The following is a 17,560-nucleotide window of genomic DNA, read 5'->3' as shown; positions in this document are numbered from 1 at the left end:
TACTCTATTCCTGTGGCGCATTGTGTTACCTCAAAAGCTAAAAAATGATAATGCTAGGCGGCGATACATCTTGAAAGAAAAAACCCCCATCCTTCAAATGAAAGACATTAAAAAGGAATATTACGGCAACAAGGTGCTAAAGGGAGTTTCTCTGGAGGTTATGCCCGGAGAGATCCATGCATTATGTGGTGAAAATGGCGCGGGTAAATCCACATTGATGAACATTTTGTTCGGTATGTCGGTAATACATACTACGGGTGGATACGAGGGCGATGTCGCAATTAACGGCGAAGCAGTAAAAATCACCCATCCCTCCGATGCAATGCGCCTTGGCATCGGCATGGTTCATCAGGAATTTATGCTGATTCCCGGTTTTTCTATTGCTGAAAATATTAAATTAAACCGCGAACCCTTAAAGAAAGGCGCACTCAGCTATGCCTTTGGCAAAAAACTCCAAAACCTTGACACCAAAAAAATTAAAGGCGACTCCAGAAAAGCACTCGATAAGCTGGGAATGGATGTCGACGAAGATCTTCCTGTTGCCGGATTACCGGTAGGCTACATGCAATTTATTGAAATTGCACGTGAAATTGATAAAGAGAATATTAAACTGCTTGTATTTGATGAACCTACAGCAGTTTTGGCCGAAAGCGAAGCAGCAAGCCTGCTCAAGGTAATGAAAAAGCTTGCTTCCGAAGGCGTTGGCATACTGTTTATTACCCATCGCTTGGATGAGGTAATTGATGCCGCAGACAAAATTACCGTTATGCGTGATGGTACATGGATTCAAACACTTGACAAAAAAGATACGAACATTGAACAGCTTGCAGAGCTGATGGTTGGGCGTAAAATTGATATGTCCCAGAAGCAGGCAAACGACAAAATTGACAAGAGTAAAATTGCAATTTCTATCCGTGACCTTAAAGTGGAGATGCCGGGTGAAGTGGTGCGCGGCGTTGACCTTGATGTATACAAGGGTGAAATTTTAGGCCTGGGCGGCTTGGCAGGGCAGGGCAAAATTGGTATTGCCAACGGCTTAATGGGCGTTTACCCCACCTATGGCGAAGTTTTAATCAATGGCGAAAAGCTTACGCTCAACAACCCCAAGGCTTCCATTCATTCAAAGCTCAGCTTTGTTTCGGAAGATCGCCGCGGAGTTGGTTTGGTTCCCGATACCTCGATCGAACTGAACATGGTGATTCCCGCCATTATGAACCAGGATCGTTTTATCCATAAATTTGGTCCGTTTACCCAAATGAACCAGTCGGAAGTCCGTAAAAATGCACAGAACTACATCAAAGAGTTGGACATCCGTTGCACCGGCCCGACACAGCCCGTTAAAAGGCTCTCGGGTGGTAACCAGCAGAAGGTTTGTATTGCACGCGCGTTGATTCTGAAACCGGACGTGCTGCTGATTTCAGAGCCCACCCGCGGAATTGACGTTGGTGCAAAAAGCATTGTGCTTGACACTATTGTTAAGCTCAACCGTGAGTTCGGTCTGACCGTTATTATGACTTCATCTGAGCTTGCGGAGCTAAGACTGATTTGCGACCGTATCGCCATTGTTACCGGCGGTAAAATCTTCAATATTCTAAACCCTGACGCTCCTGATTCTCAATTTGGTCTGGCAATGGCAGGGAGTACAGGAAAGGATGGTGCGGAATGAATCGTATTAAAGCAGGCGTAAAGCAGATGGGCCTTCCGCGTCTTATCATTATCGTATTTTTATTGGTGCTCGTTGTAACTGCAGTTTTTCAGCAGCAGAATATGGGCACACTTGCTTCTGACATACTGGTTCGCTTTGGTATGAACATGGTATTTGCACTGGCAATGGTGCCGGCGATTATGTCCGGTACCGGTATGAACTTTGGTTTACCCGTGGGTCTGCTATGCGGTATTCTCGCAGGCTTAATCAGCATTGAGATCGGCTTTAAAGGCTGGATGGGTATTTTCATGGCTATCGTAATTTCCATCCCTTTCGGTGTTGTTGCAGGCTACCTTTATGGCAAGCTGCTGAACGCTGTAAAAGGCTCTGAGATGATGGTTGGTACTTATGTAGGCTACGCAATCGTATCCTTAATGTGCATTGGTTGGCTCATTATGCCGTTTAAAGACCCCACTATGGTTTGGCCGATCGGCGGCTCCGGTTCCGGTTTGCGTTCTACCATTACATTAACCGACAACTACGATGCCATTCTTAACAATTTCTTATCTTTTAAATTGTTTGGCATTACAATCCCCACCGGTTTGATTTTGTTTGCTTTGTTCGCATGCTTCTTAATGTGGCTGTTTTCCAGAAGTAAAATCGGTGTTGGTATGAAGGCTGTGGGTGATAACCCGCGCTTTGCAGTTGCGTCCGGTATCAGCGTAGACAAAAGCCGCACCATTGGTACTGTGCTTTCCACCGTAATCGGTGCTGTCGGTATCATCTTTTATGCACAGAGCTTTGGCTTCTACCAGCTATACAACGCACCGCTAAATATGGCGATTGCTCCCGTTGCAGCAGTATTGCTGGGCGGTGCAACGGCAAAAAGCTGTAAAATCTCGCACGTAATCCTCGGTACATTCCTCTACCAGGCTCTTTTGACAATCGCTCTGCCTGTTGCCAACCAGCTCTTGCCTGAGGGCGGCTTATCTGAGGTTATTCGACTAATTGTGTCGAACGGTATTATTCTGTATGCACTCTCTCAGACAGGAGGCAGCGACAATGGTTAATCAAAACTCTATTTTGGACAAACTTAGAAGATTTGTCATTGCAAATATCGTACCGATTGTGTTCATCATAGTTTGCTTTTTGGGTGTTGTCTATTCCGGTTCATCACCCGCAATTATTTTGATGGACGTAATCTCCCGCTTTGACCGAAATGCGTTTCTGGTTATTTCGCTGATTATTCCAATTCTTGCCGGCTTGGGCCTCAACTTCGGTATTGTATTGGGCGCAATGGCCGGTCAGATGGCGCTGTTTATTGTTTGCGTTATGAAGCTGCAGGGGCTTACAGCCGTTGTGGTTGCGGCGCTTATTTCGATTCCCCTTGCTATTGTGTTTGGATGGCTTACCGGTATGCTGCTCAACCGTACAAAGGGGCAGGAAATGATCGCCGGTATGATTCTAGGCTTCTTTGCTTCGGGTGTGTATCAGTTTATTTTCCTGTTTGCACTTGGCGGAATCATTCCCATAGATGCTCCCGGCATCATGATTGGTAAATCGGGAATTGGTGTGCGCAACACCATTGACCTTACCAACATGAAATATGCTCTGGACAACATCTGGAAGCTTGATATTTTCTCTGCAATTATTTTCTTTGGGGCTATTTTCCTCGCTGTTTTTGTTGTAAAGCTGTTGTGGAAAAAAGATAAAACCAAAAAGAATCTGATTAACATTGGTGTTTCTGCCGCTGCTATTATCTTTGGCTTTGCTGCGGGCAACATGGCACTCTTCAAGCAGTACAAAGCATTGGTGAAGGTTCCCATGGTTCCATTCCTCTTAATTGCACTGCTGTGCCTGCTTGTTCCGGCTTTCCTTAAAACAAAGCTTGGACAAGATATGAGAGCGGTAGGACAGGATATGGGAGTGGCTTCTGTTGCGGGTATCAATGTAAACAGAACCAGAAACATTGCTGTTTGTATCTCCACTGTTCTGGCAGCACTGGGTCAGATTATCTTCCTGCAAAATCTCGGCAATATGAGTACCTACAACGCACATGAAAACGTTGGTATGTTCTCGGCTGCGGCTTTGCTCATCGGCGGTGCGTCTGTATCCAAGGCTACGGTCGGCCAGGCGATTATGGGTACTGTGCTGTTCCACCTGCTGTTCAACGTTTCTCCTATGGCAGGCAAGAACATCTTTGGCAGTGCTGAAATCGGCGAATACTTCCGTGTATTTATCGCATACGGCATCATTGCTGTTACCCTCGCACTCTATGCCTGGAAGAAGGTTATGCAGGCAAAAGAAAAGAACAAGATTAAATAAAAATCTTATTAAAAAAGCCCTGGATGCATTGCATCCAGGGCTTTTTTGTAACAATATATGTAGTTAGATAAGTCGCTTGTTCTGCCACTTTCCGCTTAGGAAACGTGTAACAAACACAATGGCACGGAACAGCCAGTCGATGCTCATTGCAACCCAGACACCCAATACTCCCCAGCCCATCCACTGAGCGATGATGTAGCTGAAACCGATGCGGAATACCCACATGGAAAACACGGAGGTAATCATCGTAAAGCGCACGTCGTTTGCGGCTCGTAAGCCGTTGGGCAGTGCGAAGGACGGTGTCCAGATCAGCATAGAACAAACGCCATGGTAAACGATGAGCTGTTTTGCAATTTCGGCCGTTTGGGGTGATACCGAATACCACCCGATGATTGGAGAAAGACCGAGTAAAACCAGAAGATTTGTTACTGTAATCAATACGTATGCGGCACCCCCCAGTTTTAAAACGTATTTCTTCGCCTGTCCGTACTCCTGTGCACCCACACACTGGCCAACTACTGTTACCATTGCAAGCCCAATTGCCGAGCCGGGTATCTGTGCCAGTGCGGCAACACCGTTGGCAACTGCGTTTGCGGTAATTGCAACTGTGCCAAAAGAGGCAATCAGCCCCTGCACCAAAATTTTTCCGATGTTAAACATACCGTTCTCCAATCCGGTAGGAACACCGATTTGCAAAATATTTTTGATCATTGCCGGATGGAAGCCCAATTTGAATATGTTATCGAGCCGGATAAAATTGTGCGGATTGCGCAGAAACACCAGCATAATGACCGCACCCAATATACGCGAAAGAAGAGAAGCCAGTGCAGCACCTGCAGCGCCCATATTAAAGCCGAATATAAAGATTGCGTTGCCTCCAATGTTGACGGCATTCATTAAAATTGATGCAAACATTGAGATTTTTGAGTTTCCCATCGCACGGAACAATGCGGCACAAGCGTTGTAGATGGCGATGAACGGGTAGGATAGTGCGGAAAGCAGAAAATAAATCAGCGCATTTTCCAGCACAAGCGGTTCTGCTGCACCGAACAATCCATGAATGATTGAGGTTCGCCAAATGAGACAAACAGCCATAATTACCATGGAAAGCCCTGTGGTTACAAGCAAAAGCTGCTTTGCCGCAACGTTGGCGTTTGGGTGATCCTCACGCCCCAAATACTGAGCCGAAACAATAGCGCCGCCGGTTGCCAGCGCAGCAAAGATACTAATGAGCAATAAATTGATAGAATCTACCAGCGATACACCCGAAACAGCGGCCTCACCGCACCCCGAAACCATCAGAGTATCTGCCATACCAATGGTTGCGGCAAGCAGCTGTTCAACAATCAATGGCACAATTAGCCGAACCAGTTGTTTTCTTGTAAACATTTCATTACCACACTTTTTTCATATTTCTATACCTATATTTTGCACTTTTTTTATAAAGTTAGCAAGCAAAATTTGTATTTTTGGCTAATATGATAGATATTTGAAATGTTGTGGCGAAAACAAGTGATAATTGTCACCATAGCTTTATGGATGTACTACTTCAAACACAGTTCGAATTATAATTTTAAGGTCGTTCCAGAAGCTGAAATGAGCAAGCTCGTCCAGATTATAACGCATTTTTGCAGGCAAAATTTGCTGTATATAAGTTTGATCGGCATTATTTGCCGAACGCAGCAGTTTTTCTTCATCCTTGTACGTAATGCTTGCGGTGGAGGTGATGCCTGCGGGCAGCAACAGTGTTGCCCACATATCCTTAGTGTAGTACGCTACGTATTTCGGTACCTCCGGGCGTGTGCCAACAAAGCTCATATCTCCCGCTAAAATATTCCATAGCTGTGGAAGCTCATCGAGACGGTATTTGCGCAAAAAATGCCCCGCGCGTGTCACACGGCTGTCACCAAGCGTGGTAACCTGTGTGCCGAGGCGGTCGGCACCGCAGATCATGGTGCGAAACTTGCAGATACGAAACTCTCTGCCGTATTGTGTGATGCGAATCTGCCGAAACAGAGCAGGCTCACGCGGCTCCTCCGCTTTAATCGAGAGGTATACAGCAAGCAGTACGGGCGAGAGCACTGCCAGCAACAGCAAAGCAGCAGTAAAATCAAAGATGCGTTTTGCTGTAAGAGCGGCAGATCGCCTGCGCAGGCTTTCATAGTAAGGGCGCACCTGGTCGTTTTTCATCTGTTCGGGCAGCTTGTCCCAGCTTTTTAGCCGCATGGGTTCGCATCCCCTCCCTTAAAATAGTGCGAAAAGCGTGTATCACATGTTCCTGCTGCGGGTCTGTCATGGCCGAAAACAACGGCAAGGTAATTTCATTGCAGTACATAGCATACGCGTTTGGGTATTCTGCAATACGAAACCCGAGGCGCTGATAGGCGGTATGCATAGGCAGCGGCTTGTAATGCACGTTGGTTGCAATACCCGCCTCCGCCAGTTTTATAATCACCTCATTGCGGTAGGCCTCGTCTTTACCGAGCATGCGCACCAAATACAAATGCCCGCTGGAACAAAAACGATCGCCGAAGTGCTGTAAAATTTGCACGTTGCAATCAGAAAAAGCGCGGTCATAGCGCTCAATCAGCTCTCTGCGCCGCTGCAGCAGCCCCGAGTAACGGCGCAGCTGCGCCAAACCAAGGGAGGACATGATGTCGGTCATGTTGCACTTGTAGGCAGGTGAAATGATATCATATTCCCATGCCCCTGCCTTGCTTTTTGCAAGCGCATCCTTTGATTGACCATGTAAGGACAAAAGCTGATACTCTTGGTAAAGCTGCTTGCTGTTAACGCCGTTATGTTCGCGCCATGTCACCGCACCGCCCTCGCCTGTGGTAAGGTTTTTTACAGCGTGGAACGAAAAGCACGTAAAATCGGCAAGCTCCCCGCTTTGCCTGCCGCCCTGTGTGGCGCCAAAACTGTGCGCTGCATCTGCCAGCACCACGACGCGCCCATACAATGCCTGCAAAGCACCCCGCGGGGTAAACTTGCCGCTGCATCGCCGCACTATCTCAAAAATGCGCTCGTAATCACATAGTACGCCGCCCACATCTACCGGAATAATCACCTTGGTCTTGGGTGTGATTGCACGCTCCAGCGCATCGTAATCCATTTCGTAAGAATCGGGCGCGGTATCAATGAGAACGGGCGTTGCGCCCACGTGGCAGATGACACTTGCCGAGGCGGTATAGGTATAAACGCTGGTGATCACCTCATCGCCGGGGCCAACGCCTAGAACATGCAGGGTAAGCTCAAGCGCAGCCGTGGCCGAGTTCAGGCACACCGCCTGTTTGGTATGGCAGTAGGCGGCAATTTGCTGTTCAAACAGCTTGGTTTTAGGGCCGGTCGTCAGCCACCCCGATTTTAGCGTGTCAACTACTTCTTTTATTTCAAGGTTGGTAATATCGGGCGGAGAAAAAGGAACATTCATAGCAATAAGGTCACCTCGAATTTTTCTTAGATGATTTTAGTTTCCGTCAGTGGTGCAGATTTATACTTTGCCAATGTTGCCCGTTGCAGCACTTTTGCCTCATTTCACATACAAAACGGAACAGCAACAAACTCATTTTACTTAAAAGATAAATTACGTGACAGACCGGCTGCAGATTTTTCCGCTTTTTCATGAAAAAAGCTATAGTTGATTTTGTTACCACTATGGTATAGAATAAAATAAAATATAATTTTTTAGGAGATGTAAGAAATGGAATATATCGTAAAGGGTTATGAACCAAAAGCGATTTTTCAATATTTTGAAGAAATTTCCGCAATTCCACGCTCCTCCGGCAATGAGAAGGGGATGGCGGATTATCTTGAAGTGTTTGCAAAAAAACATAATCTTTTCTGCTACCGTGACGAGATACACAATGTTATCATCAAAAAGGCGGGCAGCGCGGGCTGCGAGGGTTTGCCTGCGGTGATGCTGCAGGGACATACCGATATGGTGTGTGAAAAAAATGCGGGAACTGCCCATGATTTTGAAAAAGAGGGTATCAAGCTTGAGGTAAAAGACGGCTACCTCTGTGCAAAGGGGACTACCCTCGGAGCGGATAACGGCATTGCCGTGGCACTGATGCTTGCTGTTTTGGCGGATGATTCGCTCAAACACCCACCGCTTGAGTGTGTATTCACAGTACAGGAGGAAACGGGGCTGTTTGGCGCAGTAGCGTTGGACGGCGGCGTGCTCAGTGCCAGAACCATGATCAACCTCGATTCTGAGGAAGAGGGCATTGCAACAGTAAGCTGCGCGGGGGGCATGAGAATCCGCCTGCACAAAACTATTGACTGGGTAGAAACGGAAGGGGCTTACGGGCTGCAGGTTGCGGTTCGTGGTTTGCTTGGCGGCCATTCAGGCGCGGATATTCATTTGGAGCATGCCAACGCAAACAAGGTGATGGGCAGAATTTTGTACAGTGTATTACTTGAGGTGGATGCAAACCTTGTTACTATCACCGGCGGCAGCAAAGACAACGCCATTGCACGCGAATGCGACTGCACTCTTGCTTTCCATAGCGAAGAAGATTTGGCAAAGGCAAAAGCTATCATCACCGCCGCCGCAGAGGATATCCATGCGGAGCTTGCCGCAGCAGAACCGGACTTCCGTGTGGAGCTTGCACAAACTGCGCTGCCGCAGCAAATGATGAGCAAGGATACCACCGACGCAATTGTAAAACTTGTATTTTTAGCGCCTAACGGTATGAGAAAAAGAAATGTGCTTGCAGGCAATTTTGTCGTATGCTCGGTAAACCTTGGTGTTATTACAACCGACGATACCAAGACCGTAGTGTATTTCTCCCCCAGAAGCTCGGTGGCATCACTACAGCAGGAGACCAAAAAAGAGCTTACGCTACTGTCTGATTTGTTTGGCTGCAAACTTACCTGCGACAGCGAATACCCCGGCTGGAGCTATGCGGAAAATTCGCATATTCGCGATGTGCTCTGCGAAAGCTACCGTAAGCTGTTTGGTGGCGAGATGAAAATTGAAGCAATTCATGCAGGTCTTGAGTGCGGTTTGTTTATCGATAAGCTGCCGGGGCTTGATGCGATTGCAATAGGTCCTACTATGTACGGCTGCCACACCCCCGACGAGCGTCTTGAGCTTGCCTCATGCGAACGTTTTTGGAAGCTGCTGATTGGGGTGCTGGAGGATTTGACGAAAAAACAAGCATAAGTAAAAACAAAAAACAATATTTTGGGCGGCATTCGCATACGTGAATGCCGCTTTTTGCATAGAGTAGTACATTTTTTCGCATACTAGCTGCGTATAAGAAGTGAAAGGATGCGTCTAAATGGCAAACTCAAAAGATGATTTCAAACCATTTATCCCAGCCGGAAAAGTAATGCCTGAGTTTACGTTCACATCTATCATACTGGGTATTTTGCTGGCAGTGCTGTTTGGTGCGGCAAACGCCTATCTCGGTCTGCGTGTGGGCATGACGGTGTCGGCTTCCATTCCGGCGGCTGTCATATCTATGGGTATTATTCGACTAATTCTTCGAAAAGATTCTATTCTCGAAAATAATATGGTGCAAACCATTGGTTCAGCGGGCGAATCGGTTGCCGCCGGCGCCATCTTCACATTGCCCGCAATGTTTATGTGGATGGCAGAATGGGGGCAGGGCGCTCCGTCTCTGACTGAAATATCGCTCATTGCACTGGTGGGCGGTTTGCTGGGTGTTTTGTTTATGATACCGCTGCGCAAAGCACTCATTGTAAAAGAGCATGGAGTTCTGCCCTACCCCGAGGGCACTGCCTGTGCCGAGGTTCTGCTTGCAGGGGAAGAGGGCGGAACAAAAGCATCTGCTGTATTCGGTGGGCTTGGAATTGCTGCCCTTTACAAATTTATAGCCGATGGACTCAAGCTGTTCCCCAGCGAAGTGCATTATGAGGTAAAAGCTTACAAGGGCTCGGGCGTGGGTGTGGATGTACTGCCCGCACTGGTGGGTGTCGGTTATATCTGCGGGCCGCGTATTGCAGGCTATATGCTGGCAGGTGGTATTGTCAGCTGGCTGGTGCTCATGCCGGTAATCAGCTTGTTTGGCGGCAGTGCGGTTATGTTCCCGGCCACCGAGCCAATCAGCGCGCTCGGCTCGTTCGATATTTGGAGCAACTATGTTCGTTATATCGGCGCGGGTGCTGTAGCTGCCGGCGGTATTATGAGCCTGATTAAATCACTGCCGCTTATCGTCAAAACCTTTAGCCAGGCGCTAAAAGGCTTATCGAGCAACCGGGAGGAGGATACCGGGCTGAGAACCGATGAGGACATCAATATCAAAATTATTCTGGGTGCTGTCATCATCATCATCATCGCTATTTGGCTGCTGCCTGTGTTTCCTGTGCCTTTATACGGCGCGGTTATTATCGCTGTATTCGGTTTCTTTTTTGCTACAGTATCCGCACGCCTGGTAGGGCTGGTGGGCAGCAGCAACAACCCTGTTTCGGGTATGGCAATTGCAACGCTTCTTATTTCCACCCTGCTGCTCAAAGCAACCGGCCTCGTCGGGCGCGAGGGTATGCTGGGCGCAATCGCCATAGGCTCCATCATCTGTATTGTTGCGGCAATTGCAGGCGATACCTCGCAGGATCTTAAAACAGGGTATATTTTGGGGGCAACTCCCAAAAAGCAGCAATATGGTGAGATGATTGGTGTTATTGCAGCCTCACTTGCCATTGGCGGTGTGCTTTATTTGCTCAACGCCGCATGGGGTTATGGTTCTACCGAGCTGCCCGCACCACAGGCAATTTTGATGAAGATGGTAGTAGAGGGTGTTATGGGCGGTAACCTTCCGTGGAATTTGGTGTTTGCAGGTGCAGGCATTGCAATTGCGGTAGAGATACTCGGTATCCCCGTGCTGCCATTTGCAGTTGGGCTTTATCTGCCCATTCATTTAAGCGCGGGCATTATGGTTGGCGGCTTAGTTCGTTTGTTTTTTGAGAAAAAGAAAAACATTTCGGATGAAAAACGCAAGGATGCCATTGATCGCGGTGTGCTTTACACCTCGGGTATGATTGCGGGAGAAGGGCTGGTCGGAATTCTGCTTGCCGTGTTTGCCATCGTTCCGTTTGGTGTCGGTACGTTTGGCGAGGCGATTGATCTTACGCAGCGGGGAATTTCGCTGGGCAATATCGGCTCCCTCATTTTCTTTATCATTCTTATCTTTACCCTGTTTAAAGCGTCGCTCCTTCACAAAGAACGGTCGAGGTAGTGCGAATGAAACACTACAAGAGGTCTACCGCAAACTACCTTGACTATATACCAAAGCGTAACCCCTGTTATTTTTGGGAGCAAAGGGATGACGGCAGCATAGTGGTGAAAATACCGCACACAGGATTTTACGATAGGATTGCACAGCATGCTTTCCGTAAACCCGAGAGCAGTCGTATCCAGCTGGATGAACTGGGCAGCTTTATTTGGGAACGAATTGACGGAACGCGCAGTGTTTACGAGATTGCGCAGGAGGTAAAAGAGCGCTTTGGCGAAAATGCCGAGCCGCTGTACAACCGGATTATCACATTTTTTGGAATATTAAGTAATTATAAATTTATAAGTTTTTAGCCTGATTGCTGCAAATAAAAATACAGGCAAAAATCTGCTGTGTGAAAACATGGAACACAGCAGATTTTTTACACCCTGAAACTTTAGAACATGGCAAAACGTGGTTGACACACCTTGTCCGAAAAGCTATACTTACTTTGTAAGTATTAACAAAAATTGTTATATCAAGAGGTGCTTAATACAAATGAAACCGCTTATTATACAGACCGATTTTGGTACCTGCGACGGTGCGGTGAGCGCGATGTACGGCGTTGCTTATTCGGTAAGCCCCGAGCTGCATGTCAGCGACCTCACCCATGAGATTCCGCAATATAACATTTGGGAGGCGTCTTACCGCCTGATTCAAACCCTTGCCTATTGGCCCGAGGGTTCGGTGTTTGTTTCGGTGGTTGATCCGGGCGTTGGCTCCAACCGCCGCAGCATCGTTGTGAAAACAGTCACCGGCCAGTATATTATCACACCCGATAACGGTACGCTCACCCATGTAAAGCGGATGTGTGGGCTTACCGCGGCGCGCGTGATTGATGAACAAATCAACCGTTTGCCGAATTCCGGTGAAAGCTACACCTTCCACGGGCGTGACATTTATGCCTATACCGGGGCGCGTCTGGCATCCGGCGTGATTGAATTTGAGGGTGTCGGCCCTGAGGTTGATTTAGAAAATGTGGTCGAGCTTCCGGTTGTGGAAGCAATTCTCGAAAATGATGCGGTTTCCGGCACCATTGATGTGCTGGATGTACGCTTCGGCAGCCTGTGGACCAATATCAGCCGCGAAATGTTCTTAAAGCTGGGTGTGAAGCACGGCGGCAGGGTGGAAATCACCATTGAAAACGATACCCGCGCACTCTATAAGAATATCCTCACTTTTGTAAAAAGCTTTGCTGATGTCAATGTGGGCGAGCCTATGATGTATGTCAACAGCCTCGACTGTCTGGCAGTTGCCATCAATCAGGGCAGCTTTGCAAAGGCATACAACATCGGAACCGGTACAAGCTGGCGCATTACCATTCGTAAAGCACCCAGGGTGGTATACGAATAAATTGTGTTTTGGCGGAGTATGTCCGCTGAATATAGAGTTTGAGGAGGAAGTATCATGAAAAAAACACCCATCAAAACCATTGTTGCCATCGGTATTGGCGCGGCGATTTTCTTTGTACTCGGCCGCTTTGTCGCTATTCCCAGCCCGATTCCCAATACCACCATTAACATTCAGTATGCGGTTCTTGCATTGTTTGCGGTGATGTATGGTCCGGTTGCAGGTTTGCTGATCGGTTTAATCGGTCACACCCTTATTGACCTGTCATGGGGCTCCCCGTGGTGGAGCTGGATTATCGCATCTGCTGTCGTTGGCTTAGTCATCGGCTTTGCGGCGAAGAAGATCGATTTGGAATCTGGTAACTTCGGTAAAAAAGAAATCATTACGTTCAACGTTGTACAGATAATTGCAAATGCGGTAGCATTTTTGCTCGTTGCCCCCGGGCTCGATATTTTGATCTACGCTGAGCCGGCTGATAAAGTGTTTGCACAGGGCATTTTTGCAGGCATTATGAACGCAGTCAGCGTTGCAATCGTCGGCACTCTACTGATGATTGCTTATGCAAAAACCAGAACGAAAAAGGGTTCTTTGTCCAAAGAATAGCCCTACATATCATCCAGGCGGTTGATGCACAGCCGGAGATTTTTATCTCCGGCTGTGTTTCTAACTGCATATGCTTACTCCTCCCAACACACCATTTCCTTCTTGAAAGGAGAATTCTATGAAAAAACCCGTTATTACCTTTGAAAATTTTGGATTTCAGTACAATGCTCAGGCAGAGCCTACGCTGTACGATATAAACCTTACGATATATGAGGGAGAAAAGGTGCTCGTTGCAGGCCCCTCCGGATCGGGCAAAAGTACCTTGGCGCACTGCATCAACGGGCTTATCCCATTTTCTTACCCCGGTGAAAGCACCGGTAGGCTTACCATTCTGGATAAAGTTGCCAAAGAGCAAAGCATCTTTGAACTGTCCAAGCTGGTTGGCACGGTATTGCAGGACCCTGACGGCCAGTTTATTGGATTGACTGTTGGTGAAGATATCGCCTTTGCGCTGGAAAACGACTGTATGCCGCATGACGAACTGGTTGAGCGCACCGCAGAGGTGGCAAAGCTGGTGGACATCCACAACCACCTTGCCTACGCCCCGCATGAGCTTTCGGGCGGGCAGAAACAGCGCGTTTCGCTCGCCGGTGTGATGGTAGACAATGTGGAAATTCTGTTGTTCGATGAACCGCTCGCAAACCTTGACCCTGCTACCGGAAAGCAAACCATAGACTTGATTGACCGCATCCAAAAAAAGACGAACACCACCATTGTAATCATTGAACACCGCCTAGAAGACGTACTCTACCGCGATATTGACCGCGTGATTTTGATGAATGAGGGCAGAATTGTTGCTGACCTGCACCCCGATGAGCTACTTTCGGGCAATCTGCTCATCGAAAGCGGAATTCGTGAACCGCTTTATATCACGGCGCTTAAATATACGGGCTGTACCATCACGCCTGATATGAAAGCCGGACACATCGATACCATCCGGCTTGACGAGAGTTGTGTAGATAAGGTACAGCAGTGGTTCCGTTCCACACCTCCCGCAGTACCCGAAAAACTGGGCGAGCCATTGCTTGAGGTAGAACATGTTTCGTTTGGCTATACCGAACAGCACCAAATTTTACACGATAATTCTTTTTGCGTGCATAAGGGCGAAATGGTGAGCATTGTCGGCAGAAACGGGGCGGGCAAAAGCACCATGTCTAAGCTGATTTGTGGCTTTGAAAAGCAGAACAAAGGCCGTATTTTACTCGGCGGAAAAGACCTTGCGGGGGATACCATCAAAGAGCGTGCTCAGCACATTGGCTATGTCATGCAAAACCCCAACCAGATGATTTCAAAAAACATGATCTTTGACGAGGTTGCCATGGGGCTTGCCTCGCAAAATCTGCCGCCTGAGGAGATCGCACGCCGCGTAGAGGAGACACTGAAGATTTGCGGGCTGCACCAGTTCCGCAAATGGCCGATATCCGCCCTCAGCTTTGGGCAGAAAAAGCGCGTTACCATTGCGTCTGTGCTTGTGATGTCTCCAGAGATCATCATTTTGGATGAGCCCACCGCAGGCCAGGATTTTCGCCATTATACCGAGATTATGGAGTTTTTACGCACCCTCAATGCACAAGGTGTGACCGTGATTATGATTACCCACGACATGCACCTGATGCAGGAGTATACACCGCGGGCCATAGTGTTTGCCGACGGCGAAATTGTTGCCGATGATACCGCCGCCGCGGTGCTCACGAGCCCACAGATTATTGAGCAGGCGTCGCTAAAGGAAACGTCGCTGTTTACGCTTGCCGAACGGTGCGGTATTGCCGAGCCGCGTGAATTTGTGCAGCGCTTTATTGATTACGACAGGCAGGTGAGAGGCTAATGGCAGTGAAAGCATCCCTTTCGTACATTAACCGCCGTTCGGTGATACACAGCCTTACCGGCACAACCAAGCTGATTGGCTTCTTTTTTTGGAGCATCGGTGCAATGTTTACCTACGATACTCGTGTGCTTTTGGCAATGTTCGCGATGAGTGTGGGTATCTTTTTGCTCTCTAAAATTAAGTTTCATGAGGTATCTTTTGCGCTTGCGTTTATGCTTACGTTCCTTATTCTCAACAACCTCGCCATCTTCTTTTTTGCCCCTGAGGAGGGCGTACGCATCTACGGCACAAGGCACCTGCTGTTTCATCTGGTAGGGCCTTATCATGTCACGCTTGAGCAGCTTTTTTATATGTTCAATGTATCACTCAAATATTTTACGGTTATCCCCATTGCGCTGCTGTTCATCGTCGCCACCGACCCCAGTGAGTTTGCGTCGTCGCTCAGCTCCATCGGTGTGAGCTACCGTGTAGGCTATTCGGTGTCAATCGCGCTGCGCTATGTACCGGATATACAGCGAGACTTCCACAACATTTCGCAGGCACAGCAGGCGAGGGGAATCGACCTCTCCAAAAAAGAGAAGCTGAGCACACGCTTGAAAAACGCGGCAGCCATCCTGATGCCGCTCATTCTTTCCAGCCTCACACGAATTGAGGTTATCTCTAATGCAATGGAACTGCGCGGCTTCGGCAAGCACAACAAGCGCACCTGGTACAATCAGCGCCCGTTTAGAGCACGCGACTTTATTGCCATTGCGTTTGTTACTGTTGTTATGGTCAGTTCGCTGGTGATTACGTTTTACGATGGTAACCGTTTTTACAACCCGTTTCTTTGAAAATAGGTTGCGCGCCAATAGCGAGGCGGCGAATCCGTCGCGTTGTTTTCCTATTAATTGTTGACAAACTTGCTGCAGTATTTTTAGTGCAGATTGTACTAGATTTGTGCGGAGGTGTAAAAGTGGGCAAACATAATGTGGTAGTGCAAAATTACGCAAGTGAACAGGCTCTGTATGGTGTCTGGGTTAATAATGAGCAAGTAAAAATTTTATAAAATAGTTCCAGTTACGTCTTGCTTTTTATGCATAAAAGGATTATAATAATTTTCGTTGTTATAATCTGGTTTTGGGCCCATAGCGCAGCTGGGAGCGCGTACGGTTCGCATCCGTAAGGTCGGGAGTTCGATCCTCCTTGGGTCCACCAATCGTTGTTAAAAGCTGTCAAATGTCCGTGAGGGCACTCGGCAGCTTTTATCTTTTCTTTACGGAAAATAGAATGATAATGGCGGCACAATCAAAAAGCTCCCTAAAGTACAATGGCTTTCAGAGAGCTGCTGATAACCTGTTTCTGTTTTTTAAAAGAAGCATCAGTGTCATAGAACTTCCTATAACTTTTGAACCTAATAGGATAGGATGAAATTAAAAAACAGTGCGAAAACGGGGGATTTGCGTCTCCCAGAGGTGGTCCACCTGCAGTTGTATCCGTTTGATCTCTGCAGCTAGCTCGGCAATATCACCGTATTTGGCGAGTTCCGGCAGCCGTGCAGAGTCCCATGTAATCTGCTCCAGGTCCGAATGCCGGATGAACCGTACTAGCTTTTCTTCGCGGTCGTGCCACAGTTCTTTAAACTTCTGCGCATCTTCCATAACCTCCTGCATAGACCCACTTTCCAATTTTTGCGACATACCTTCAAGATAGTCGGAAAGCTCAATTCGAATTTTATAAAGCGTTATGGAATTAATAATGCTGAATGTAATAATCAGTGCAACCATCAAAAGCGAGATAATCAGCCGCTTCATGCACCGCCACCGCCTTTTTTGGCAGGGCTTTTTTTATCACGTAAAACTAAGTGGTAATTTGCTGCACGGTTACAGGTCATAATAAAAACATCTTTTTGCTCCACACCCTGCTCCCTTAGCGTTTTTTCCAGCCACTCCTTGCGTAGGTTGCAATAGTTAAGCGTATCCACAATCAATTCCCCGTCGCTGATGAGCACCATTGGCGGGGAGTCTGCGCAGCGTGGCTCGGGAACGTTTAAATCTTGGTTTGTGGTGATACGTGACGGAAATTTTTGAAAAACGCTTAGCTGCCCCGTGGTTTCCACAATTGCATACGCAACCTCCGAGATGTCAAATACATCCTTGCTGCGCAGCTGCTCCATCAAATCGTCAATGCTGTAACGCAGCTCGCGCATCTTTTCTTGATCAATCACTCCGTCACGGATAAGGATAATAGGGTTGCCCGAAATAAGCTTGCGCACCATCTTACACTTTAGTCCAATGGATGACATAATCACCTCAAAACTCACCAGTGTGAGGATGGGGACAATTCCGGCAACGAGCGGAATGTTGGTATCCTCTATGGGTAGTGTGGCAATGTTGGATATCATGATTGCAATCACAAATTCCGAAGGTTGCAACTCACCGAGGTGGCGTTTACCCATAATGCGCAGGGAGAAGACAATGACGACGTATAGAATGATGGTACGCAGAAAAAATATCGACACAATGCCGCCTCCTAACCAAAAATAAAACGATAAAACATCACGACTAGTATTTGAGCGTGATGTTTTTTTAT

At 47.7% G+C, this 17,560-nt stretch carries 15 protein-coding genes and 1 tRNA gene; 11 read left to right on the top strand and 5 right to left on the bottom strand.

Annotation, left to right across the window (positions count from 1 at the left end):
• The first annotated feature begins 70 nt into the window (after positions 1-70).
• From RTV33_RS01125 to RTV33_RS01115, 3 genes are read left to right on the top strand one after another with little or no spacing between them, the layout of a single operon-like run.
• Positions 71-1,666 (top strand): sugar ABC transporter ATP-binding protein, encoded by a 1,596-nt coding sequence (locus RTV33_RS01125; RefSeq protein WP_312640650.1) that lies wholly within the window; start codon positions 71-73, stop codon positions 1,664-1,666.
• Positions 1,663-2,715 (top strand): ABC transporter permease subunit, encoded by a 1,053-nt coding sequence (locus RTV33_RS01120; protein ID WP_312640648.1) that lies wholly within the window; start codon positions 1,663-1,665, stop codon positions 2,713-2,715. Before RTV33_RS01125 ends, RTV33_RS01120 begins: the two co-directional genes overlap by 4 nt.
• Positions 2,708-3,970 (top strand): ABC transporter permease subunit, encoded by a 1,263-nt coding sequence (locus RTV33_RS01115; protein WP_312640646.1) that lies wholly within the window; start codon positions 2,708-2,710, stop codon positions 3,968-3,970. The genes RTV33_RS01120 and RTV33_RS01115 overlap by 8 nt, the downstream gene beginning before the upstream one ends.
• 63 nt (positions 3,971-4,033) lie before the next feature.
• Here the strand turns inward: RTV33_RS01115 and RTV33_RS01110 are convergent, their stop codons facing one another.
• The 3 genes from RTV33_RS01110 to RTV33_RS01100 form a co-directional block, all read right to left on the bottom strand.
• Entirely contained in the window at positions 4,034-5,359 is a 1,326-nt protein-coding gene (locus tag RTV33_RS01110; protein ID WP_312640644.1) for an MATE family efflux transporter, read from the bottom strand.
• A 144-nt stretch (positions 5,360-5,503) separates the two neighbouring features.
• Entirely contained in the window at positions 5,504-6,196 is a 693-nt protein-coding gene (locus RTV33_RS01105; protein ID WP_312640642.1) for a sugar transferase, read from the bottom strand.
• Positions 6,129-7,403: a DegT/DnrJ/EryC1/StrS family aminotransferase gene (locus RTV33_RS01100; RefSeq protein WP_312640640.1), complete on the bottom strand. Its 1,275-nt coding sequence runs from the start codon at positions 7,401-7,403 to the stop codon at positions 6,129-6,131. The genes RTV33_RS01105 and RTV33_RS01100 overlap by 68 nt, the downstream gene beginning before the upstream one ends.
• A gap of 270 nt (positions 7,404-7,673) precedes the next feature.
• Here RTV33_RS01100 and RTV33_RS01095 point away from each other — a divergent pair, with 270 nt between their 5' ends.
• From RTV33_RS01095 to RTV33_RS01060, 8 genes are all read left to right on the top strand, one after another.
• Positions 7,674-9,140: an aminoacyl-histidine dipeptidase gene (locus RTV33_RS01095; protein ID WP_312640638.1), complete on the top strand. Its 1,467-nt coding sequence runs from the start codon at positions 7,674-7,676 to the stop codon at positions 9,138-9,140.
• 118 nt (positions 9,141-9,258) lie between these two features.
• Entirely contained in the window at positions 9,259-11,175 is a 1,917-nt protein-coding gene (locus tag RTV33_RS01090) for an OPT family oligopeptide transporter (protein ID WP_312640636.1), read from the top strand.
• Between the two features lie 5 nt (positions 11,176-11,180).
• Positions 11,181-11,525: a PqqD family protein gene (locus RTV33_RS01085; RefSeq protein WP_312640634.1), complete on the top strand. Its 345-nt coding sequence runs from the start codon at positions 11,181-11,183 to the stop codon at positions 11,523-11,525.
• A gap of 184 nt (positions 11,526-11,709) precedes the next feature.
• Complete coding sequence (locus RTV33_RS01080) at positions 11,710-12,564, top strand: S-adenosyl-l-methionine hydroxide adenosyltransferase family protein (protein WP_312640632.1); 855 nt, start codon at positions 11,710-11,712, stop codon at positions 12,562-12,564.
• A 54-nt stretch (positions 12,565-12,618) separates the two neighbouring features.
• On the top strand, positions 12,619-13,164 hold the full coding sequence (locus RTV33_RS01075) for an ECF-type riboflavin transporter substrate-binding protein (RefSeq protein ID WP_312640630.1): 546 nt from the start codon (positions 12,619-12,621) through the stop codon (positions 13,162-13,164).
• Between the two features lie 118 nt (positions 13,165-13,282).
• A complete protein-coding gene (locus RTV33_RS01070) occupies positions 13,283-14,989 on the top strand; it encodes an ABC transporter ATP-binding protein (RefSeq protein ID WP_312640628.1) in 1,707 nt (568 codons plus the stop codon).
• A gap of 5 nt (positions 14,990-14,994) precedes the next feature.
• Positions 14,995-15,822: an energy-coupling factor transporter transmembrane component T family protein gene (locus tag RTV33_RS01065; protein ID WP_396327199.1), complete on the top strand. Its 828-nt coding sequence runs from the start codon at positions 14,995-14,997 to the stop codon at positions 15,820-15,822.
• Positions 15,823-16,110: 288 nt separating this feature from the next.
• Positions 16,111-16,186, top strand: a tRNA-Ala gene (locus RTV33_RS01060).
• A 215-nt stretch (positions 16,187-16,401) separates the two neighbouring features.
• Here the strand turns inward: RTV33_RS01060 and RTV33_RS01055 are convergent.
• Positions 16,402-16,782 (bottom strand): DUF4363 family protein, encoded by a 381-nt coding sequence (locus RTV33_RS01055; RefSeq protein WP_312640624.1) that lies wholly within the window; start codon positions 16,780-16,782, stop codon positions 16,402-16,404.
• Positions 16,779-17,489 (bottom strand): DUF421 domain-containing protein, encoded by a 711-nt coding sequence (locus tag RTV33_RS01050; protein ID WP_312640623.1) that lies wholly within the window; start codon positions 17,487-17,489, stop codon positions 16,779-16,781. The genes RTV33_RS01055 and RTV33_RS01050 overlap by 4 nt, the downstream gene beginning before the upstream one ends.
• Positions 17,490-17,560: the final 71 nt, after the last annotated feature.

The organism is Hydrogenoanaerobacterium sp. (genome assembly GCF_032017025.1).
Classification (GTDB): Bacteria; Bacillota; Clostridia; order Oscillospirales; family Ruminococcaceae; genus Hydrogenoanaerobacterium.
Note: the sequence above shows the minus strand (reverse complement) of the source record. Positions and strands in the feature narration are given on the sequence as shown.

What these genes read in the sequence shown, in the direction of transcription:
- RTV33_RS01120 (WP_312640648.1), top strand. Translation starts at nt 1,663, where the DNA reads ATGAATCGTATTAAAGCAGGCGTAAAGCAGATGGGCCTTCCGCGTCTT.
- RTV33_RS01115 (WP_312640646.1), top strand. Translation starts at nt 2,708, where the DNA reads ATGGTTAATCAAAACTCTATTTTGGACAAACTTAGAAGATTTGTCATT.
- RTV33_RS01110 (WP_312640644.1), bottom strand. Translation starts at nt 5,359, where the DNA reads ATGTTTACAAGAAAACAACTGGTTCGGCTAATTGTGCCATTGATTGTT.
- RTV33_RS01105 (WP_312640642.1), bottom strand. Translation starts at nt 6,196, where the DNA reads ATGCGGCTAAAAAGCTGGGACAAGCTGCCCGAACAGATGAAAAACGAC.
- RTV33_RS01100 (WP_312640640.1), bottom strand. Translation starts at nt 7,403, where the DNA reads ATGAATGTTCCTTTTTCTCCGCCCGATATTACCAACCTTGAAATAAAA.
- RTV33_RS01095 (WP_312640638.1), top strand. Translation starts at nt 7,674, where the DNA reads ATGGAATATATCGTAAAGGGTTATGAACCAAAAGCGATTTTTCAATAT.
- RTV33_RS01090 (WP_312640636.1), top strand. Translation starts at nt 9,259, where the DNA reads ATGGCAAACTCAAAAGATGATTTCAAACCATTTATCCCAGCCGGAAAA.
- RTV33_RS01085 (WP_312640634.1), top strand. Translation starts at nt 11,181, where the DNA reads ATGAAACACTACAAGAGGTCTACCGCAAACTACCTTGACTATATACCA.
- RTV33_RS01080 (WP_312640632.1), top strand. Translation starts at nt 11,710, where the DNA reads ATGAAACCGCTTATTATACAGACCGATTTTGGTACCTGCGACGGTGCG.
- RTV33_RS01075 (WP_312640630.1), top strand. Translation starts at nt 12,619, where the DNA reads ATGAAAAAAACACCCATCAAAACCATTGTTGCCATCGGTATTGGCGCG.
- RTV33_RS01070 (WP_312640628.1), top strand. Translation starts at nt 13,283, where the DNA reads ATGAAAAAACCCGTTATTACCTTTGAAAATTTTGGATTTCAGTACAAT.
- RTV33_RS01055 (WP_312640624.1), bottom strand. Translation starts at nt 16,782, where the DNA reads ATGAAGCGGCTGATTATCTCGCTTTTGATGGTTGCACTGATTATTACA.